The sequence below is a fragment of the Tardiphaga sp. OK246 genome (genome assembly GCF_900188215.1).
GTDB classification, from domain to species: Bacteria; Pseudomonadota; Alphaproteobacteria; order Rhizobiales; family Xanthobacteraceae; genus Tardiphaga; species Tardiphaga robiniae.
Window position 1 is genome coordinate 778,077 of sequence record NZ_FZOX01000001.1, and the last position, 21,263, is coordinate 799,339.

The 21,263-nt window shown below is 62.0% G+C and carries 18 protein-coding genes; 3 read left to right on the forward strand and 15 right to left on the reverse strand.

Going from position 1 to position 21,263, the window contains the following annotated elements; translation table 11 throughout:
• Nucleotides 1-4 precede the first annotated feature (4 nt).
• From CHC01_RS03840 to CHC01_RS03870, 7 genes are all read right to left on the reverse strand, one after another.
• Entirely contained in the window at nt 5-628 is a 624-nt protein-coding gene (locus tag CHC01_RS03840; RefSeq protein ID WP_089262600.1) for a flavin reductase family protein, read from the reverse strand.
• A gap of 36 nt (nt 629-664) precedes the next feature.
• Nucleotides 665-1,264: a TetR/AcrR family transcriptional regulator gene (locus tag CHC01_RS03845; RefSeq protein ID WP_089262602.1), complete on the reverse strand. Its 600-nt coding sequence runs from the start codon at nt 1,262-1,264 to the stop codon at nt 665-667.
• A gap of 19 nt (nt 1,265-1,283) precedes the next feature.
• Entirely contained in the window at nt 1,284-4,424 is a 3,141-nt protein-coding gene (locus CHC01_RS03850) for an efflux RND transporter permease subunit (RefSeq protein WP_089262604.1), read from the reverse strand.
• Nucleotides 4,425-4,451: 27 nt separating this feature from the next.
• Complete coding sequence (locus CHC01_RS03855; protein ID WP_089262606.1) at nt 4,452-5,558, reverse strand: efflux RND transporter periplasmic adaptor subunit; 1,107 nt, start codon at nt 5,556-5,558, stop codon at nt 4,452-4,454.
• Nucleotides 5,559-5,670: 112 nt separating this feature from the next.
• Nucleotides 5,671-7,017: an MFS transporter gene (locus tag CHC01_RS03860; protein ID WP_089262608.1), complete on the reverse strand. Its 1,347-nt coding sequence runs from the start codon at nt 7,015-7,017 to the stop codon at nt 5,671-5,673.
• Nucleotides 7,018-7,132: 115 nt separating this feature from the next.
• Nucleotides 7,133-7,714, reverse strand: a complete 582-nt coding sequence (locus CHC01_RS03865; RefSeq protein WP_089262610.1) for a TetR/AcrR family transcriptional regulator — start codon at nt 7,712-7,714, stop codon at nt 7,133-7,135.
• 94 nt (nt 7,715-7,808) lie between these two features.
• Entirely contained in the window at nt 7,809-9,062 is a 1,254-nt protein-coding gene (locus CHC01_RS03870) for an Hsp70 family protein (RefSeq protein WP_089262612.1), read from the reverse strand.
• 239 nt (nt 9,063-9,301) lie between these two features.
• Between CHC01_RS03870 and CHC01_RS03875 the strand changes: the two genes are divergently transcribed.
• Nucleotides 9,302-11,644: a Tex family protein gene (locus CHC01_RS03875; RefSeq protein WP_276511307.1), complete on the forward strand. Its 2,343-nt coding sequence runs from the start codon at nt 9,302-9,304 to the stop codon at nt 11,642-11,644.
• Nucleotides 11,645-11,738: 94 nt separating this feature from the next.
• On the opposite strand, the gene CHC01_RS03880 is transcribed toward CHC01_RS03875, so the two are convergent.
• Nucleotides 11,739-12,923, reverse strand: a complete 1,185-nt coding sequence (locus CHC01_RS03880; RefSeq protein WP_089262616.1) for an amidase — start codon at nt 12,921-12,923, stop codon at nt 11,739-11,741.
• A gap of 32 nt (nt 12,924-12,955) precedes the next feature.
• Nucleotides 12,956-14,191: an amidohydrolase family protein gene (locus CHC01_RS03885; RefSeq protein ID WP_089262618.1), complete on the reverse strand. Its 1,236-nt coding sequence runs from the start codon at nt 14,189-14,191 to the stop codon at nt 12,956-12,958.
• Between the two features lie 262 nt (nt 14,192-14,453).
• Here CHC01_RS03885 and CHC01_RS03890 point away from each other — a divergent pair, with 262 nt between their 5' ends.
• Nucleotides 14,454-14,885 (forward strand): nuclear transport factor 2 family protein, encoded by a 432-nt coding sequence (locus tag CHC01_RS03890; protein ID WP_089262620.1) that lies wholly within the window; start codon nt 14,454-14,456, stop codon nt 14,883-14,885.
• A 54-nt stretch (nt 14,886-14,939) separates the two neighbouring features.
• Here the strand turns inward: CHC01_RS03890 and CHC01_RS03895 are convergent, their stop codons facing one another.
• The 5 genes from CHC01_RS03895 to CHC01_RS03915 all read right to left on the reverse strand — a co-directional run bounded on the left by CHC01_RS03895 (nt 14,940) and on the right by CHC01_RS03915 (nt 20,302).
• A complete protein-coding gene (locus tag CHC01_RS03895) occupies nt 14,940-15,899 on the reverse strand; it encodes a Bug family tripartite tricarboxylate transporter substrate binding protein (protein WP_089262622.1) in 960 nt (319 codons plus the stop codon).
• A 173-nt stretch (nt 15,900-16,072) separates the two neighbouring features.
• The gene (locus CHC01_RS03900) at nt 16,073-17,038 is read right to left on the reverse strand and encodes a Bug family tripartite tricarboxylate transporter substrate binding protein (RefSeq protein WP_089262624.1); all 966 of its coding nucleotides are present in this window, start codon (nt 17,036-17,038) and stop codon (nt 16,073-16,075) included.
• 78 nt (nt 17,039-17,116) lie between these two features.
• Complete coding sequence (locus CHC01_RS03905) at nt 17,117-18,466, reverse strand: hemolysin family protein (RefSeq protein ID WP_089262626.1); 1,350 nt, start codon at nt 18,464-18,466, stop codon at nt 17,117-17,119.
• Nucleotides 18,467-18,521: 55 nt separating this feature from the next.
• On the reverse strand, nt 18,522-19,664 hold the full coding sequence (gene aroB, locus CHC01_RS03910; RefSeq protein ID WP_089262628.1) for a 3-dehydroquinate synthase: 1,143 nt from the start codon (nt 19,662-19,664) through the stop codon (nt 18,522-18,524).
• Nucleotides 19,661-20,302, reverse strand: a complete 642-nt coding sequence (locus tag CHC01_RS03915) for a shikimate kinase (RefSeq protein ID WP_089262630.1) — start codon at nt 20,300-20,302, stop codon at nt 19,661-19,663. Before CHC01_RS03915 ends, aroB begins: the two co-directional genes overlap by 4 nt.
• 175 nt (nt 20,303-20,477) lie before the next feature.
• Here CHC01_RS03915 and CHC01_RS03920 point away from each other — a divergent pair, with 175 nt between their 5' ends.
• Complete coding sequence (locus CHC01_RS03920) at nt 20,478-20,624, forward strand: histidine kinase (RefSeq protein ID WP_089262632.1); 147 nt, start codon at nt 20,478-20,480, stop codon at nt 20,622-20,624.
• Here the strand turns inward: CHC01_RS03920 and CHC01_RS03925 are convergent.
• Nucleotides 20,614-21,192: a TetR/AcrR family transcriptional regulator gene (locus CHC01_RS03925; protein ID WP_089262634.1), complete on the reverse strand. Its 579-nt coding sequence runs from the start codon at nt 21,190-21,192 to the stop codon at nt 20,614-20,616. The genes CHC01_RS03920 and CHC01_RS03925 overlap by 11 nt on opposite strands.
• Nucleotides 21,193-21,263: the final 71 nt, after the last annotated feature.

Here is a 21,263-nt window from a genome sequence, read left to right on the forward strand (position 1 = left end):
GGCCTCAGTCCGGCCGGTTCATCTCGAACATGGCGTCCTGCTTGATGTGGAAATAGTCGCCGCGGCGGCCGGCGCGCAGGATCGGGCCAGCCAATGCGGTCTGGTACACGCCATCCACGATCAGGGTCTTGTCGATATGCACGGCGACGACTTCACCCATGGTGAGGAAGGCGTTGGCCGAAGCGCCGTTCGCGCCCTTGAGTTCGATGATCTGAGTCACCTTGCACTCGAAAGCAACGCGGGCTTCGCCGACACGAGGTACGTTCACCAACTTGCTCGGCACCGGCGTCAGGCCGGCGATCTCGAATTCATCGACTTCCGGGCCGACATGCGCCGCCGTGGCGTTCATCTGCTTGGCCAGATCCATGGTGGCCAAATTCCAGACGAATTCCTTCGTCGCCTGCATGTTGCGGGCGGAGTCCTTGATCCCGATGCTGGAGAAGCCGATCAGCGGCGGCGTGTAGTTGAAGGCGTTAAAGAAGCTGTACGGCGCCAGATTGACGTGTCCATTGGCATCTCGGGAGGAGACCCACCCGATCGGACGCGGACCGATGATGGCATTGAAGGGATCGTGCTTGAGGCCGTGGCCGTTGACGGGCTCGTAGGAATGCAGATCGAATGCGGTCACGCGGAAGATCCCCTGAATTGACGTCAGAGAGATCGTCTAGCCCCGCGGGGCCAACCCGGCAAGAACGAAGTCGATCATCTGGTCCAGGGTCGGGCCAGGTTTCGTCGCACATTGCGCGATCATCTGCGGGTGAAAGAAGCGCATCATGGCGGTGCAGGCGCACATGGCTGCCAATTCGACGTCCGGAGCCTGAAACTCACCCTTGGCAGCACCGTCCGCGATGACACCGCCGATGGTAACGGTGATGCGCTCCATATGAGCAGTGCAGACATCCCAACTCTCTTCCATGGCGATGGCGACCATCTCATGCAGCTTGGCATCGCCGACATAGCGTTCGGCATTCATCTCATGGATCGACGTCAGCAGTTCGCGGAGCCGCGCGGCGGCCGGCTGCGGATTTTCAGCAATCGCTCCAGCGGCCTCTTCAACTTCCCCCATCAACCGCTGCGCCACGGCCGAGATGATCGACTTCTTCGAATCGAAGAAGCGATAGACGTTCGCCGGCGACATCCGCAGCACCTTCGCAATATCGGCGACGGTGGTCTTCTGGTAGCCGATTTCACGAAACAGCTTTTCCGCGACCACAACGATGCGGCCCCGCATATCGGCTTCGACGTGATCAGAAATCAGAGTCATCTCGGCGTGCAGTCTTCAGTTATTCGGCAGCAAGCGGAAAGGCCTGTTGCTTGTCGTGATGGTGCGGTGCGTGATGATCCACATCCTCACCCGATCCGCGTTCATCCAGGCTCTTGCGAAACCATAGGGCATAGAGACCCGGGAGATACAACAACGTCAAGAACGTCGCCACAAACAATCCACCCATGATGGTGACCGCCATCGGCCCCCAGAAGGCCGAGCGCGACAGCGGGATCATCGCCAAAATGGCCGCCAGCGCCGTCAGGATGACCGGACGCGCACGGCGCACGGTCGCCTCGACGATGGCTTCGCGGCGGGTCAGGCCGTGCCGCACGTCGGTTTCGATCTGATCCACCAGAATAACGGCGTTGCGCATGATCATACCCGCCAGCGCGATCAGGCCGAGCAGTGCCACGAAGCCGAACGGCTTGTTGGCAACGTTCAGCGCCAAAGAGGCGCCGACGATGCCGAGCGGCGCCGTCAGGAACACCAGGATCAGGCGCGAGAAGCTCTGCAACTGCACCATCAGCAGCGTCAGCATGATGATCATCATCAGCGGAAACAGCACGGCGATCGAGGCATTGCCCTTGCTGGATTCTTCCACCGCGCCGCCGATCTCAATGCGATAGGCCGGCTGCAGGCTGTCGCGGATCTGCTGCAACTGTGGCCAGATCTGGTTGGTGACATCCGGGGGCTGCACGCCATCGACGACGTCGCCGCGCACGGTGATCGCCATGTCGCGGTTACGGCGCCAGAGGATCGGCTCCTCATGGGCATATTCGATCTTTGCCACCTGTGACAAAGGCACCGGAACGCCGTTGCGCGAGATGATGGTGAGATCGCCCACACGGCCGAGATCGAGGCGTTCCGACGGAACGGCACGGGCAACGACACCCACTTTCTCGATACCGTCACGCACGTTCGTGACCGACGCGCCGGAGATCAGCATCGCCAGGGATTGTGACAGTTCCTGCGGCGTCAGGCCGAGCGCACGAGCGCGATCCTGGTCGACCACCAGCCTGAGGGAAGGTGTCTGTTCGTTCCAGTCGAGCTGCGGATCGACCATATTCTTGTTAGCGCGCATTACTTCGCGCACCCTATAGGCTATATCCCGCACGGTCGCGGTATCCGGCCCGATGACGCGGAACTGGACGGGGAAACCGACCGGCGGACCGAAATTGAAGCGATCGACGCGCACGCGTGCTTCCGGCAGCTGGCCATCGGCGACGGCCTTCTCGATCTTGGACTTGATGCGCTCACGTGCCTCGACATCCTTGGACACAATCACGATCTCGGCGAAGGCCTCGTTCGGGAGCTGCGGATTGAGGCCGAGCCAGAAGCGCGGCGAGCCGCGGCCGACATAGGCCGTATAGGTGGCGATGTCCTTGTCGTCCTTGAGCAGCTTCTCGGCGTCCTTGACCGCCTTTTCGGTAACGCCAAAGGCCGTGCCTTCCGGCAGGCGCAGCTGCAGGAACAGTTCGGGGCGCTCAGACAGCGGGAAGAACTGCTGCTGGACATGGCCGAAACCGACGATGGCGGCGATGAAGATGCCGACGGTGGCAGCCACCACCTTGATGCGGTGCGTGACGCACCACTGCACGACGCTGCGCAACCCGCGATAGATGCGCGTCTCATAGACCGCATGCGGATCGTGATTGGCCTTTCCGTGGGCAGCAAAGTTCGGCAGCAGCTTGACGCCGATATAGGGTGTGAAGATCACCGCGACGAACCACGAGGCGATCAACGATATCGCCACAACCCAGAAAATGCCGCCGGCATATTCGCCCACTGCGGAATTCGCAAAGCCGATCGGCAGGAAGCCGACCGCTGTAATGAGCGTACCGGTGAGCATCGGGAATGCCGTGGACTCCCAGGCGAAGGAGGCCGCGCGCACGCGGTCCCAGCCCTGCTCCATCTTCACCACCATCATCTCGACTGCGATAATGGCGTCATCGACCAGTAGGCCGAGCGCGATAATCAACGCACCTAGCGTAATACGGTGCAGGTCCATACCCATCGCATTCATGACCATGAAGACGATACCGAGCACCAGCGGCACCGAGAGCGCCACCACAATGCCGGTGCGCCAGCCGAGTGCCAGGAAGCTGACGAACAGCACGATGCCCAACGCCTCGATGAACGAGTGCGTGAATTCCCCAACGGCATGTTCGACCACCAGCGGCTGATCGGCGATCTGCTCGACATTGACGCCCTGCGGGACGGCGACCATGAACTCGTTCTTGGCCTTTTCGACGTCCTTGCCGAGTTCAAGAATGTTGGCGCCGTTCGCCGTCACCACGCCGATGCCGAGTGCGTATTGGCCCTTCTGCCGGACCTTGAAATCCGGCGGATCGACGAAGCCATGGCTGACCGTCGCGATATCGCCGAGGCGGAACGTGCGCCCGTTACTCTCGACCGGCGTCTCCGCGACGGTTTTGGCGCCATCAAGTGCACCGGTGACGCGCAGCGGCACGCGCTGCGATGAGGTTTCCACCGTGCCCGCCGGCTGGATCGCGTTCTGCTTGGCCAGCGAGTCGAACAGCGTCTGCGGCGTGATGCCGAGCGTCGCCAGTTTGGCGTGGGAGAATTCGACGAAAATGCGCTCGTCCTGGGTGCCGTAGAGATTGACCTTGGTGACACCCTTCACCTTCAGCAGGCGCTGGCGCAGGCCTTCAGCGACCACCTTCAACTGTTTGAAATCGGCGCCGTCGCCGGTCATCATGTAAAGAATGGAGTCGACGTCGCTGAACTCGTCATTGACCGTCGGCCCGACCAGATTGGCCGGCAGACTGCCCTGCACGTCGGCAAGCTTCTTGCGCAGCAGATAGAACAGGAACGGCACGTCCTTGGCCGGCGCATTGTCCTTGAACGTGACCTGCAGCGCGGTGAAGTTCGGCTTCGAATAGGTCTGTACCTTGTCGAAGTAAGGCAGCTCCTGCATCTTTTTTTCGATGGGATCTGCAACCTGCTCCTGCATTTCCTTGGCCGTCGCGCCCGGCCAGATCGCCGTGACGTTGACGACCTTCACCGTAAAGGACGGGTCTTCGGCGCGGCCGAGCTTCTCGTACGAGAAGAAGCCGCCGACACCGAGCGCGATGATCAGAAACAAAATCAGTGCCGGATGAGCGACGGCCCAGGCGGAGAGGTTGAAGCGATGCATCGGCTTCGTCCTTTGAATGCGAGCGTCTTAAAACGACAATGCGGAGACGACGTGAACCTTCAGCGCCGGGTCGAGCTTCTGCACGCCCAGCGTCACGATCTTGGCACCTTCATCGACGCCACCTGAGATGATGACGTCGTTGCTCTCATAGGACTTCACCTTGACCGGCTGCAGCGCGACGTCGCCCGATGCGCTCACGACGTAGAGCGAAGGGTTGTTGCCCTGGCTGAACAGCGCCGAGAGCGGCACGCGCGCAACGCGTTCGGTGGCGGGATCGGAGAGCGTCAGCGTCGCCGTCATGCCGAGCGACACCTTGTCGTCGGCCTCGGGCAGCGAGAACTTGGCGAGATAAGTGCGCGTCGCGGTGTCGGCATTGGGCGCAAGTTCACGCAACTTGGCGGCATATTGCTTGCCGGGCTCGGACCACAGCGTCACGCTAGCTTTGCCTTCCTTGGCGCGGCCAACCAGCGTTTCCGGAATGGAAACCACCGCCTCCTTCTCGCCGAAACGCGCGACACGGATGGCGGCCTGCCCTGCGGCGACGACCTGCCCGGCATCGATCAGCGTCGCGGTGACAACGCCGCGGGTGTCGGCGATCAGCGTCGCATAAGAGAGGCTGTTCTTGGTGAGTTCGACCGAGCGTTCGGCGCGATTGAGACGCGCGCGAGCTTCGTCGCCTGTGGCTTTGGCCTGATCGAGCTGTGCCTGAGTGGACCAGCCCTTGGCGCGCAGTTCGGTGGCGCGGCCCTCGGCTGCAGTGGCATTGGCCAGCACGCCCGTGGATGCGTTGAGTTCGGCGACCGCCTGCTCGGCCTGCAGCTTCAGGTCGACCTCGTCGAGGGTCGCCAGTGGCTGGCCGATCTCGACGTTCTGGCCGACCTCCACGAGGCGCTTGGCGACCTTGCCGGTCACCCGGAAGCCCATATCGGTCTCGATCCGCGGGCGGATGGTGCCGACGAAGCTGCGCTGCGGCGATTCCGGCTCGTAATGCACAGTCGCGACCAGCACGGGGCGGGTTGGCTTGGCTTCCGCCTCAGTTTTCTTGCCGCATCCGGCCAGAGCAAGGGCCGGGATCAGCAAGAGCGCGGCAGCGAATGGCTTGCGGGAAGCGCTGACTTTGGTGTGGCCGAGCATCACGAGCGTCCTTCGAATGAATGTTCGAAGGGAACTTAGGCGTGACCACTGACGAATGTCAATATTCGTCAGTGGTCACAATTTCGGCAGATTGCAACACCCCATCCCGGCCTTATTTCACCCGCGCCGGTTTGCCGGTAGCTGCGAACTCCGTTGCTGTCCCGTGATTGCCGACCAGCACGAGAATACCGGCGACCAGCGGCATCGCCGCCAGCACCAGAAGCCCGGTCGAGGTGCTGCCGGTCAATTCCTTGACCCAGCCGATCAGATAGGGACCGCCGAAGCCCGCGAGATTGCCGATCGAATTGATCAGCGCGATGGCGCCGGCCGCCGCCGTGCCGCTGAGCCACGCGGTCGGCAGCGTCCAGAACAGTGCGAAGGTGCAGAACACGCCGATCGCAGCGACCGTCAGCGCGACCATGGTCAGGGTCGGATTGGTGGAGATGCCGGACAGCGCGAGCGCCACGGCGGTCAGCAGCAGCGGCAGGCCGACATGCCAGACGCGTTCGCGGGTCTTGTCGGAATGCTGCGCCCACAGCACCATGGCAATGGAGCCGAACAGATAGGGGATCGCGGTGACGAAACCGGTCTGCAGGTTGGTGAAGCCGAACGCCTTCACGATCTGCGGCAGCCAGAACTGCATGCCATAAAGCGCGCCGACGAAGCCGAAATAGATCACGCTCAGCATCAGTACCTTCGGCGATGACAGCGCCTGCCCCAGTGTCATGCCATGGGCGCTCTCCTTGGCGAGGCGCTCGCCTTCAAGCTTGTCGGACAGCCACATCTTCTGGTCGGGCGTCAGCCATTCGGCCTTTTCAGGCTTGTCGGTGAGATAGAACCAGGTGACGACGCCGAGAATGACCGAAGGAATCCCTTCGATGATGAACAACCACTGCCAGCCCTTCAGGCCCATGACACCGTCGAGCCCTAGCAGCATGCCGGAGATCGGCGCGCCAATCACCGTGGATACGGGGACCGCGATCGCGAAGGCCGCGAGGAAGCGCGCGCGATATTCAGCCGGAAACCAGTAAGTGAGATAGAGGATAATGCCAGGGAAGAAACCCGCCTCGGCGACACCGAGCAGAAAGCGCAGCGTGTAGAAGCTCCACGGGCCACTGACGATCGCCATCAGCGCGGAGATGATGCCCCAGCTCACCATGATGCGCGCGATCCAGCGGCTGGCGCCGAATTTCTCCAGTGCGATGTTGCTGGGAACTTCAAAAATGAAATAGCCGATGAAGAAGATGCCGGCGCCCCAAGCAAAAACGGTGGGCGAGAAATTCAACTCGGCATTCATGGTGAGCGCGGCGAAGCCAAGATTGACGCGGTCGAGATAGGCCAGGAAATAAGCCAGCACCAGAAACGGGATCAGCCGCCAGGAAATGGCGCGGATGGTCGAGGTTTCGATGTCGGATTTTGCGCTGCGCGTGGCGCGCGCGCCGACGGCGGTCTGGCTCATGGTTCACTCCCGGTCGCTTGTTGTCGGCGACGGCCTCTGCGGGCCGCGCTGTCATGTCGCACGGTTTAGCGAAAGAGCCGAGGAGCGGCAATGTCTGTGCAGAGCAGCAATCAGCTCAGCGCAGCACCTGCGTGAACAGCACCTGCGCGAAGCGCTCAATCGGTGCCGGGCTGCGTTCGGCTTTCGACAGCAGGTTGGCGCCCTGCAGCGAGGAGACGATGAAACCCGCAACCTCCGCGCATTTGAAGTCGGCCGGCAGCTCGCCGGCTTTCACCGCGGAGGTCAGGCATTCGGCAATACTCTGCTGAACATCGGCGAAGATCGTCAGCAGCCGGTCGCGGATGAGGTCGCTGTGGTCGCTGGCTTCTGCCGTGAAGTTGCCGAACAGGCAGCCATTGCACATCTGGTCTTCGGTGAGCCGGGCCACATTGGCATCGATATAGGCGCGCAACCGCGCCAGTGGCGACAGGCCCTCATTGCGCAGCGTCTGCGCCATCAGTTCGCGACCCTTCGCGAAATAGAGATCGATGATCTCGAGGCCGAATTCTTCCTTGGAGGTAAAGTGGTTGGTGAAGGTGCCCTGCGGCACGCCCGCGGCATGCACGATGTCGCGAACACTGGCCCCCGCATAGCCGCGCGCATGCACGACCGCGAGGCCTGCGGTGAGAATCCTGTCGCGATTCGAGAGCTTCGCCATGGACTTAATATGGCTGTGCCGGGCGCCGGATCAAGCGACCGCCGCGCATAACCACAAGGCGTTCAGCCCCCTTTTACTGCCCTGGCCTTTGGGTCTAGCCGTGCCCGTAGCGGCGGGCCGCCTCGACAGTCAAACCCTTGCCGACGGCCCCGAACGTGTCGCCATCGATAGCGCGGGCGGCCGGCAGCGCCGCCGTGATCGCCTTGCGGACATGGGCGAGCTGCACCGAACCGCCGGTCAGGAACACCGCATCGATCGCTTCGGGCTTCAATCCGGCCTGGTTCAGGCAGATCTTGATCCGCGCGGTGATCCGATCGGCGAGCAACTGGGTGTGGCTGACGAGTTCCTTGCGGGCGACGCCAGCGGCCAAACCCGGCTCGATCCAGTCCAGCGCGATGCTCGATTTCGGCTTGTCGGACAGGCCAATCTTGGCGCCCTCGACTTCCATGGCCAGTGTGTGGCCGCGCTGCTCGTCCAGTACGCGCACCAAGCGATCCAGCAGCTCCGGCTGCTGTGCCTCATAGCGCACCTGTTTCACCTCATTCATGACCTTGGAATCGTACATCCGGTTGATGCTCGACCAGGTCGCCAGATCGTGGAAATAGCCTGACGGCACATCGAGCCCCGCGCGCTTCATCGCCGAGCGATAGCCGAGCAGCGGCATGATCACGCCGAGGCTGAGATGTCTGTCGAAATCGGTACCGCCGATGCGCACGCCGTCATTGGCGAGAATGTCGTCCTTGCGGTCGGCATGACGGTGCCGCTCGGGCGAAAGGCGCACGATGGAGAAATCCGACGTGCCGCCGCCGATATCGGCGATCAGCGCGATCTCCTCCGAATTGATCTGACGCTCGTAATCCAGCGCCGCGGCAATCGGCTCGAACTGGAACGTGACGTCCTCGAAGCCGACGTCTTTCGCTATGGCGCGGAGCGTAGCTTCGGCCTTGGCATCGCCCGCCGGATTGTCGTCGACGAAATGGACGGGACGGCCATGGACGACCTGGCGGAGTTCAAGCCCTGTGGCCTGTTCCGCACGCCGCTTCACCGCACCGAGATAATAGGCGATGACATTGCGGAAACTGACGCGTTCGCGGCCGACGCGCGTCGTCTCATCGATCAGCGATGTGCCAAGCACGGATTTGAGGCTGCGCATCAGGCGGCCAGGCGCGCCCTCGACATAGGCCTCAATCGCCTTGCGGCCTATGAAGGCGCCGGTATCGGCCTTGTAAAAGATCGCACTCGGAATTGTGACATGATAGTCTTCGAGCGCCGCCAGCACCGGAACATCATTGATGACCGTGCCTAGCGTCGTGTTCGACGTCCCAAAATCCAGACCACAAACCGACATTGCCGCTCCCGAAAGGAACGTCCGTCTACACAGTTCGCAGGCCGCGATCTAGCATTATATTTTTGCACAGCCGCACTGTCATGAAGCGTATCGAACACTGCAATTTTCGAAGCAAAACAACGCGATCCACAGAACAATCGACTGCATCCGCCGGGGTTGATGAATCGTGTGGCATCGGTCCATAAGCGTTTTGCGACGGCGGTATGACCCGCCACGGAATTTCGAAGGAATCTCTACGCGTGGCAAACATCAATCAGAAGATCGCAGACGAACTTGGCGTGCGCGAACAGCAGGTCGCGGCGACGGTAGAACTGCTCAACGGCGGCGCGACGGTGCCCTTCGTTGCACGCTACCGCAAGGAAATCACCGGCGGTCTCGATGACGCGCAGCTGCGCACGCTGGAAGAACGCCTGACCTATCTGCGCGAACTCGAAGAACGCCGCCTCGTGATTCTGGAATCGGTGCGCGAACAGGGCAAGCTCGATGCCGCGCTCGAAACCGCCATCATGACCGCCGACACCAAAGGCCGTCTCGAGGACATCTATCTGCCGTTCAAACCGAAGCGCCGCACCAAGGCCGAGATCGCCAAGGAAGCCGGCCTTGAACCGCTGTCGGAACTGCTGCTTACCGAGCCGCAGAACGATCCGAAGAAAGTTGCCGAAGCTTTCGTCAATGCCGAGAAGAACGTCGCCGATGTAGCCGCTGCACTCGACGGCGCGCGCGCCATTCTTGTCGAGCGCTTCGCCGAAGATGCCGATCTGATCGGCGCGCTGCGCGAACAGATGTGGTCGAACGGTCTGATGGCCTCGACCGTGCGCACCGGCAAGAAGACCGAAGGCGAGAAATTCAAGGATTATTTCGATTTCAGCGAGCCGCTGCACAAGCTGCCGTCGCATCGCATTCTCGCGCTGTTCCGCGGCGAGAAAGAAGAGATCCTCGATCTCGCGATGCAGCCCGAGCCGGTGCCGGCCACGCCTGCTCCGACAACGACACCCAGTTCCTATGAGCTGAAGATCATGAACCGTTTCGGCGTCTCTGATCAGGGCCGCCCCGGCGACAAGTGGCTAACCGAGACCACGCGCTGGGCTTGGCGCACCAAGATCCAGGTCCATCTCAACATCGACCTGCGCATGCGGCTGTGGACTGCGGCCGAAGAAGAAGGCGTCCGCGTGTTCGCCTCCAATTTGCGCGATCTCCTGCTCGCAGCGCCTGCCGGCGCGCGCGTCACCATGGGTCTCGATCCCGGTTTCCGTTCGGGTGTGAAGACCGCGATTATCGACGCCACCGGTAAAGTCGTCGCAACGACCACGATTTATCCGCATGAGCCGCAGCGCCAGTGGGATGCGTCGCTCGCCATGCTCGGCAAGCTCGCCGTCCAGCACAAGGTCGATCTGATCGCCATCGGCAACGGGACGGCCTCGCGCGAGACCGACAAGCTGGCGATGGAGCTGGTGAAGCTGCTGCCGGATTTGAAGATGTCGAAGATCGTGGTGTCGGAAGCCGGCGCCTCGGTCTATTCGGCCTCGGCCTTCGCTTCTGAAGAACTGCCCGAGCTCGACGTCACGCTGCGCGGCGCGGTGTCGATCGCGCGCCGCCTGCAGGATCCGCTGGCCGAACTGGTGAAGATCGATCCAAAAGCGATCGGCGTCGGCCAGTATCAGCACGACCTCGGCGAGAGCAAACTGGCGCGGTCGCTCGATGCCGTCGTGGAAGACTGCGTGAACGGCGTCGGTGTCGACGTGAACACGGCATCGGCGCCGCTGCTGGCACGCGTGTCCGGCATCGGCACCGGTCTGGCGCAGAGCATCGTGCAGCACCGCGACGCCAACGGCCCGTTCAAGTCACGCAAGGCGCTGAAGGAAGTGCCGCGGCTTGGCCCGAAGGCGTTCGAACAATGCGCCGGCTTCCTGCGCATCAATGATGGCGAGGATCCGCTCGACAAGTCCGGCGTGCATCCGGAAGCCTATCCGCTGGTGCGCAAGATACTCGAAGCCACCAAGAGCGACATCAAGGCGCTGATCGGCAATGCCGAGATCCTGCGCAAGGTGCAGCCCAAGACCTTCGTCGATGACACCTTCGGTCTGCCGACCGTCACCGACATCCTGAAAGAACTCGAAAAGCCCGGTCGCGACCCCCGCCCCGCCTTCAAGGCTGCGGTGTTCATGGAAGGCGTCGAGAAGCTGAGCGATCTCAAGCCCGGCATGGTGCTCGAAGGCACCGTGACCAACGTCGCTGCTTTCGGCGCCTTCGTCGATATCGGCGTGCATCAGGACGGCCTGGTGCACATCTCCGCGATGTCCAAGACCTTCATCAAGGATCCGCGCGAAGTCGTGAAATCAGGCGACATCGTCAAGGTGAAGGTGCTTGAAGTCGAAGTCGCCCGCAAACGCATCGCGCTGACGCTGCGCATGGACGATCCCGTCGGAGCCAAGGCCGATCGCCCGCAAGCCGATCGCGGCCCGCGCTTCAACGAGCGCCAGATGACATCGCGTGCTCCGGCGAAGCAAGAGAGCAGTGGCGGTGGTGCATTTGCGGAAGCATTGCGCCGCGCGGCCGAGAAGGGCGCGGGGAAGGCGAAGTAACTCTCCCCGTCATTGCGAGCGAAGCAAAGCAATCCAGAAGCCAAAAGCGAAGTCTGGATTGCTTCGTCGCAAATGCTCCTCGCAATGACGGCTGTTAGGCCTGCGCCTCCCCCAACTCTACAGCCAACTGCAAAATATCCTCATCGCAATCACGCGCGCCCATGATCGACAGCCCGATCGGGCAATCGTCGAGCCTGGCGACAGGCAGTGAGACCTGCGGCGTGCCGGCATGGCCGGACACACACAGCAGTTCGATCGCGCGGGCACGAAATACGTCGAGCGTCGCATCCGGTGTATTGCGCAGCGGCGCAATACCGGGTGCTGTCGGCAACAGCATGACCGTATCGGCCGTCAGCAGCGACAGCACGCGTTCAACGATCGTCTTGCGAATGGCCTGCGCAGCCGCGATCTCGGCGGGATCGAGAACCGCCGCAGCAGCGAAACGCTCCTTCACGCCGGGGCCGAGCTTCGGCTGCGTCGCCTTGATCCATTCGCCCTGCGCGGCCCAGGCTTCTTCCGACTGAACTACACGGAAGGTGTTGCGCCAAGCGTTGAGTTCACCGCTCGCGACATCCACCTCCTCGCTCGCGCCAACCAGCGCCTTGATGCGATCGACCGACGGCTGCAGCAGGTTGCGAACCTTCTCATCGACAGCGCCAAACAGGTCGCTTGCGATCAGAACCTTCTTCACCCGGCGCGGGGCACGCGCCTTGTCGAGCAACACCTTGCCGACCTCGACCATCAATTGGGGCGTGCGCGCGAACCAGCCGACGGTGTCGTAGCTCGGCGCCAGCGGCACCGCGCCATCGAGCGGAATGCGACCATGCGTGGTGCGAATGCCGTAGACACCGCAATAGCTGGCGGGCAAACGCACCGAACCACCGGTGTCGGAGCCGATGGCGAAATCGACCAGCGCACCAGCGGTCGCTGCAGCGGAACCACTGGACGAGCCACCGGGAATGCGGCCGGGCGCAGCCGGATTAATCGGCGTGCCGTAATGCGCGTTCTCGCCATTCAGGCTCCAGGCCAGTTCATCCGTATGCGTCTTGCCGACGAGCTTCGCGCCGGCATTCAACAAACGATCCACGATCGGCGTCGACTTTGTCGGCACCGGATGTGTCGCCAGCCATTCCGGGCTGCCAGCGCCGGTCGGCACATTGGCGAGATCGAAGAAATCCTTCAGCGCAAAGGTGAGACCCGCGAGAGGCCCCTCTGTCGTGGTCTGCACTTCGATGTGGCCATGATCCACAAAGGCGTTGAGCGTGTCATTGATCGGCATCGAAGTCTCCGTACGACAAAAGGACGCCCGCTTCAGTGGGGCTTGAGCAGACTCGCAGCCGGCCTGATGAAGGTCCTGATGCCGTTCTTGAAACCGAACAGCGGCTGCGCGATCTCGCATACCGCCTCTGCCTTGGTCTCGCAATCGAGCACCACGAGATCGGCGGGATTGCCGACGGCAATGCCGTAGTGCTTCAGGTTGAGCAGCGTCGCCGGTGCGGACGTCACGAGGTCGAGACATCCGGCGAGATCGTCGATGGCGCCGACCTGCAGCACATTGGCGTAGAGATTGATCATACGGATCAGCGAGACATCGCCGAACGGCGTGAACGGATTGAGCACGTTGTTGGTGGAGATATTGGCGTTCACGCCAAGCGCACGGAGCTTGTGCGCCGAGGTGACGCCGCGCGGCACATTGTGATCGTGGTCGCGGCCAGTGAGGAACAGGTCGGTCGCCGGCAACACCGTGACCGCGACGCCGGCATCGGCGAGCCGTTTCGCCGCCGCCTCGAAATCCGCTGGCGGCATCGCCGACAGCTTTGTGGCATGACCGATGGCCACGCGACCGCCCCAGCCGGTCGCCTCGGTCATGCGGCAGACCTCTTCGTAGTCCGACCGCGTTGGATCGAGATCGAAATCGAGGTGGAAATCGATATCGACGCCGAATTCCTGCGCAATGCCGAAGATCCTGGTGATCTGGCCGTTCGAGTCCTTGTCGATGTAAGGCACGCCGCCGAGAAGATCGGCGCCCTCTCGCATCGCCTGCAGCAGGACGTCCTCGCAGCCGGGATCGTCGAGCAATCCTTCCTGCGGAAATACGCAGAGCTGCAGATCGATCGCCCAGGCGTAGTCCTGCTTCAGCTTCTTCAGCGCGCGAAAGCTGGTCAGGCCGATGCGCGGATCGACCTCCACATGCGTCCGCATGCGGTTGGTGCCGTGCTTGATCGCTTTCTCCAGCGTCTGCGATGCGCGCGCGTAGACGTCCTCTTCGGTGAAGTCGCGCTTGGCCCGGGAGACTTCGCTGATCACCTCCGCGAGCGTACCATTCGCGCAATTGCAGCGGCCGAGGAGACAGGATTTATCGAGATGGATATGCGTCTCCGCGAAGCCCGGCACGAGCAGCCGGCCATTGAGGTTCTGGTCCGGCGCATCGCCCTTGGGCAGGTTGATCTCGATGGCCTCGAAGCGCCCACCGCGAATGCCGATATCCACCGGACCATCAGGCCGGTCGGCAATGCGCGCGTTGCGCAGGATGAGATCGAAGGTCATGGAAGGACTCCTGGAGAGGCCACGCCACCGAGCGGGACGTAGCATACGCGTGGGCAAGCAAGGCATGTGCCAAGGCGCATGCGATTCGAAATCTGATTAACCACCTGAAAGCAAAATAATATCTTCAAATATTCCTTCGGAGAACGCCCAATAATTAGTCGTGGCACACAGAAATTGTATACGATTTGACGCATCTACCGAATACAATTCTGGCACCGGTTTTGCTATGATGGCGCCAGCATCTGCCCGCAGGAGAAACCCGATGTCGCAATCCCCCACCGCGCTTGCGCCCGTCACCGAGGAAACCGCCCAGGCTGCCGACCTCGTCGAGCGGTTTCTCGTCGCCTCCATGGTGCCGGACCCGGAAACCGCCGGCACCTTCATGTCGGCCGACGTCGCGATCACCTTCACCGGCGGTCGCAAGTTCAAGCATCCGCGCGATGCCACCGCGTTCAACGCCATGCGCTACAAATGGGTGAAGAAGAGGATGGAGCGCACCGACGTGTCGCCGGGGAATGGCGAGACCATCGTCTACAATACCGGAACGCTCTTCGGCGAATGGCATGACGGCACGCCGTTCGAAAGCAATCGCTATGTCGATCGCTTCGTCGTGCGCGACGGCAAGATCGTGAAAATGGATGTCTGGAACGACAGCGCTGAACGCATTCTCGTGCGCATGGATATCGAAGCGTAGTCAGCTTCGTCTCACTGCAAGAGCTCCCCGCAATGACGAGGAGCCCTTGTTGCCTTATTTCACATCCTTCAACAGCGCGATGTTTGCGGCGACTTCCTTTGCCACCAGCTCATCCATCGCTTTCGGCTCCATCGTGATCGTCTCCACGCCGATCTTCTTCAGCGCCGCCTGCATCTCCGGCTTGGCCAGCACCTTGACACCAGCATCATGCATCTTGTCGACGATCTCGCGCGGCGTCCTGGATGGCACGAATACGCCGATCCAGCTCTCGCTGACGCCGTCCTTGAGGCCGACTTCGGTCATCGACGGCACGTCGGGCAGTTCGGCGGAGCGCTTCTCAGTGGAGACAACGAGCGCGCGGACCTGACCCTCACGGATCAGCGGTAGAGCCGTCGCCGCCGGGCAGAAGTAGAAATCGATACGGCCACCGAGAATATCGGCGATCACTTCCGGACCGCCGCGATACGGCACGTGGGTCGCTTCGAATTTGGCAGCAAGGCGGAATTTCTCGGCGCTGATATGCACGGCGCTGCCGACGCCCACCGAACCGAAATTGATCTGCGATCCCTTGGCTTTCGCATCCTTCAGGAAGTCGTCCACGGTCTTCCACGGACGTTCTTTCGGAATGATCATGATTTGCGGGCTGGAGCCGATCATGATGACCGACGACAGGTCCTTCGACGTGTCATAAGGCAGGTTCGGAAAAATCGCCGGCGTGATCGCCAGCGCCGAGGAGTGCGCCAGGATGCTGTAGCCATCCGGCTCCGCCTTTGCCACCGCATTGGTGCCGATCGAGCCACCGCCGCCAACCCGGTTCTCGACAACGATCGTCTGGCCGAGTTCGGGACCAAGACGCTCGAAGAAGATCCGCGGCACCACGTCGGTGGCGCTGCCGGGGCCGAACGGGATGGTGGCCTTGATCAAACGGCTCGGCCAATTGCTTTCGGCCTGCGCCGCGACGGACAACGACAGCACACCGGCGAATACACACGACCACCGCACAAACTTATTCATTACTTGCTCCAATAATACCATTCGACGGGAATGGCCGCCCAATGATCGGGCCAATCGGCGACAACGAAGCAAGTTTCGGACCGTTTGAAGTCTAAAACAACGCCCGAACGCGCGGTGATCCAGCCCAGATAAAGGACAACGCCTGCCCCGTGCTGGCAAGGCCGGCAGTCTGCCTACTTGGCCGCGACCTCGCTTTTGAGCAGCACCTTGTTGTCGGCGATTTCCTTGACCAGCAGCGCATCCATCTCGGATGACTTCATCGGCATCGGCTCGACACCAATCTTCTTCAGCGAAGCCTGCATGTCAGCCGTGTTCAGCACCTTGGTGCCAGTCACATAGAGCTTCTCGATGATCTCCGGCGGCGTCTTGGCTGGCGCAAAAACGCCGAACCAGATCGAGCTGTCAGCATCCTTGAGGCCGACATCGATCGACGTCGGTACATCCGGCAGATCCCGCACGCGGGTCGGCGTCGACACCACCAGCGCACGGACCTGGCCTTCGCGGATCAGCGGCAGCGCCGTGGCCAGCGGGCAGAAATAAAAATCGATGCGGCCGCCGATGATATCCGTGATCACTTCAGAGCCGCCGCGATACGGGATGTGTGTGGCCTCGAAGCCAGCAGCGGCGCGGAATTTTTCCGAGCTGATATGCACGGCGCTACCGACGCCCACCGAGCCGTAATTGATCACCGTGCCCTTGGTCTTTGCTGCAGCCAGGAAATCCTGCACCGTCTTCCATGGCCGTTCGTTCGGCACGATCATCACATTGGCCGCATAGCCAATCATCAGCACCGAGGACAGCTCCCTGGTGGTGTCGTAGTTGAGGTTAGGGAAGATCGCGGGCGCAATGGAGATGGCGTTGGTCTGCGACAACAGCGTGTAGCCATCCGGATCGCTTTTCGCGACTGCGCCCGTGCCGAGCGAGCCACCGGCGCCCACGCGATTTTCAATCACGATCGGCTGTCCCAGTTCCGTGCTGAGTTTCTCGAAGAAGAGGCGCGGGACCACGTCACCAGCGCTGCCGGCACCGAACGGATTGACGGCCTTGATCGGCTTCGACGGCCAGTTGGTATCGGCCAGCGCAGCGCCGGACATCAACACAGCGGCCAATACGCACGACAATCGCCAGGACTTGTTCATCGCTCGCTCCAGTTGCGCCATTCAATGGAATGGCAGCTCATGGAAGAAGGCAAAAGCAAGAACTGGACCGGCGATGGCCTAGAACGAGGTCCCGGCCCGCGGCTTTTTCTCCGGCACTTCCGGCTCGGTCGGCACCGGCCCGATGCGCAGCGCGGTGATGCGGTTGCGCTCACGGCGCAGCACGCGGAAGCGGAAGTTGTAGAACGTGAAGCTTTGCCCGCGTTCGGGGATGGAACGCGCCTCGTGAATGACAAGGCCGGCCACCGTGGTGGCTTCATCATCCGGCAGATGCCAGTCCATGGCGCGGTTGAGGTCGCGGATCGGCACCGAACCATCGACCACCACCGAACCATCGGCCTGCGCGCGCACGCCCGCGACGACCACGTCATGCTCGTCAGCGATGTCGCCGACGATTTCTTCCAGCACGTCTTCCAGTGTCACCATGCCTTCGACTTCGCCATATTCGTCGACGACGAGCGCGAAGTGGGTCTTGCGACGGCGGAAGGCTTTCAACTGATCCGACAGCGGGCGCATTTCCGGAACGAACCACGGCGGCAGCGCGATCGAGGCCACGTCGATCTTTGCGGTATCGCCGTCGACCGCGCGGATCGCGCGCAGGAGATCCTTGGCGTGCAGCACGCCGATGATGTTTTCCGGCTTCTCACGCCAGAGTGGAATGCGGGTGTATTCAGTGGCCAGCACTTCGCGCACAAGCTCTTCGGATGGCAGGTCCGCATTCAGCGTCACCATCGCCGTGCGATGGACCATGACATCGGACACCGCGAGATCGCCGAAGCGAAACACGTTCTGGATATACTCAGCCTCGCCCGACGCGATGCCGCCATGTTCGGCAGACTCACCGACAAGGCCCTCAATCTCAATGCCGGTGAGAATTTCATGCGGCGAGGCCTCCTGCACACCGAGCAGTGCCAGCGTGCCGCGTGACGCCGCGTTGAGCAGCCAGTTCAGCGGATAAAACAGGATGTAGGATGCATAGAGCGGATAGGCGATCCATTGCGACACCGGCTCCGGCTGCCGGATCGCCAGCGTCTTCGGCACTTGCTCGCCGATCACGATATGCAGCGAGGAGAAGACGAGGAAGCCGGTAATGAAGGACGTAAAGTGCAGCGCGGATTCCGAGAGGCCGAGCGGATCGAGCACCGGCTTCAGCAGTGCCGCCACCGTGGGCTCACCAACCCAGCCGAGTCCCAGCGATGCCATGGTGATGCCGAGCTGGCAGCAGGCCAGATAGGCTTCGATATTGCCCATCATGTTCTGCAGCAGACGCGCGCCGAAGCGGTTCTGCTCGACCATGCTCTTGACGCGGAAGCCTCGGCTTTTGACCAGCGCAAACTCCGCCGCCACGTAAAACGCGTTGGCAGCGAGCAGGAAGATCGCGATCAGCAGATTGACGGTAATCGAATTCATGAAAGTCCTGCGACGGCGCCGGCTTTGGTAAATCCCAAACCGGACACGGTCAGTTCTATCCCGCCAGCTTCTGATGCAGAAAGGCGCGAACCGTCGCGGGATCGACATCGCCAGCAATGACAGCCCGGCCGACAGCTTCCAGCAAAATAAAGGTGAGCTTGCCGCGTTTCACCTTCTTGTCCTGCGCCATCAGCGCCATCAGCGTATCCGCGTCCGCGAGGCCTTCCTGCGCGAAGCCGGCAATGTCCTGCAGCTTCGTGGGTAGACCCACATCGGCAAGATGGTGCTGCACGCGGGTCGCATCGCTCTCGGCGATCATGCCGAGTTGCGCCGACAGTTGCGCAGCAAGCACCATGCCGACCGACACGCCCTCGCCATGGAACAACCGGTCCGAGAAGCCGGTCACCGCTTCCAGCGCATGTCCGAAGGTATGACCGAGATTGAGCAGTGCGCGCTCGCCGTTCTCGCGCTCGTCGCGCGACACAACACCGGCCTTGGCGCGGCAGGAGGTGGCAATGGCGTGTTCGCGCGCTGCACCGCCGCGCATGATGTCGGCATGGTTGGCTTCGAGCCACGTGAAAAACGCAACATCGCCGAGCACGCCATATTTGGCGACTTCCGCATAGCCCGAACGAAATTGCCGCGGCGACAGCGTATCGAGGACCGCCGTATCGGCCACAACCATCACCGGCTGATGGAACGCGCCAAGCAGGTTCTTGCCCTGCGGCGAGTTGATGCCGGTCTTGCCGCCGACGGAGGAGTCGACCTGCGCCAGCAGCGACGTCGGCACCTGCACGAAATCGACGCCACGGCGGATGATCGCTGCGGCAAAGCCGGCGAGATCGCCGACCACTCCGCCACCGAGCGCGATGACGAGATCGTTGCGCTCGATTTTCGCCGCGATCAGTGCTTCGGAAACTTTCTCCAGGCCCGCATAGCTCTTCGACCCCTCGCCTTCCTCAACAATGATATGCGAGGTCGGAATATCAGCCGCCGCCAGCGAGGCTTCCGTTGCAGCGAGCCAATGCTTGGCAACGGTCCTGTCGGTCACGATCGCTGTGCGCACGCCCGGCCGCAGTCTGGCGATCCGCGCACCAAGCGACGGCAGTACATTGCGGCCGATGACAATGTCATAGGCGCGCTCAGCCAACGCGACGTCCACGACGATCGGATCGGAATGTTTCAGCGGGGCGGTCATAGTTGAGAACTCAAGGGATCGCCTGTCGGTTCGGAAATGGCGGAAGCTGCGTGCGGGCGGAACAGATGCTCATGCAGCGCGATGATGCCTTCCTCGACGATCTTCTCATGCGGCACGTCGCGCGAGTCGATCGTGATGTCGGTCTGCTCGTAGAACGGATGGCGCGCCTCGATCAGCCGTGCAATGGTCGCGGCGGGATCGGCGGTCTTCAGCAGCGGACGGTTCTCCCGGCGCCGCACTCGGCGCAGAATCACGTCGGCGTCGGCTTTCAGCCACAGCGAGATCGCCTTGTCGCGGATGCGCTGACGGGTCTCCTCGCGCAGGAAGGCACCACCGCCGGTCGCCAGCAGGATCGGTCCACTGTCCAGCAGCCGGGCAATCACTCGCGCCTCACCGTCGCGGAAATGCGGTTCGCCGTGGACTTCAAAAATGTCCGGGATCGACATCCCGGCCGCCGCCTCGATCTCGTTGTCGGCATCGACGAAAGGCAGCCGCAGCCGCGTCGCCATGCGCCGGCCGATGGTCGATTTGCCCGCCCCCATCATGCCCACCAGCACGACCGAGCGCTTTCCCAGCGCCGCGACGATGGCGGCCTCCTGGGGTGCGCTGGCAATGGCCGGCAAGATGGTCTCGGACATCAAAAACACCTGCAAAATCAGTGAGCGACAAGGGATCGCAGAGGTTTGCCGCATTCCGGTCACCTATACTACCCCCAGCGCCAGCGTTGCCAGCACCTCTTGCAGTCTGTATCCGGACAAGGTGACCGCCTCAGGCGGAACGAATCACCCCATTTCGCCGCCGAGTTCCCTGATCATGCCCAGCCTGTTCCGCTTTTTGACGGTGGTCGCGGTGATCGTCGGCGTGGTCTATGGCGTGATCTTCGCGCTGGCCAATTTCGTCAATCCGAAGCCGCGGGACATGACGGTCACCATCCAGCCGGACAAGTTTCTCAAGAAATAGCTGCGCGCAGCAGGCGCATGAAGAGCTGCATGTCCTCCGCGAATTTCGGACCGGCTCCCTCCGCGTGCTTGATGCCATCGATCGCGGCGACAATGACTCCCGCGACGTCGGCGGGTCTGGCTTGCAATGAGCCGAGATTAATCATGCCCGCGGTCTCGGCATCGCTCAGCGCCTGCGCCAGCAGAGCAACCAGTCGGGCCCGCGCGGCGAGCGTGATATCTTTGGCCAGAGCCATGTTGACGTCGAACAGCTCAATGGCGTCGGCGCTGCCCGCGAAAGGGGCGATCAGTTCGCGCTGAAACACGGCCATCGCCGTCTCGATGCGGCCGAACACGTCACCATCGCCTGAGAGTGCCGCCTCGACATCGCGCATGGTCCGCGCATGGGCGCGCGTCGAGCCCGCCCGAAACAGATCTTCCTTGCTGTTGAAGCTCAGATAGAGCGACGCCCGCGAAATTCCTGCCGCACGCGCGATGTCGGCCATCGACGCCTTGCGAAAACCATGGCGGACGAACACCGGCAGCGCAGCATCCAGAATGTGATCGAATTTGGCATCTCGTTCGCTCATTCAGACAGATTGACAGTTCGTGTCCAAAGCGTCAAAAGACAATTAGACAATAATAGTCCAATTGTCCAATT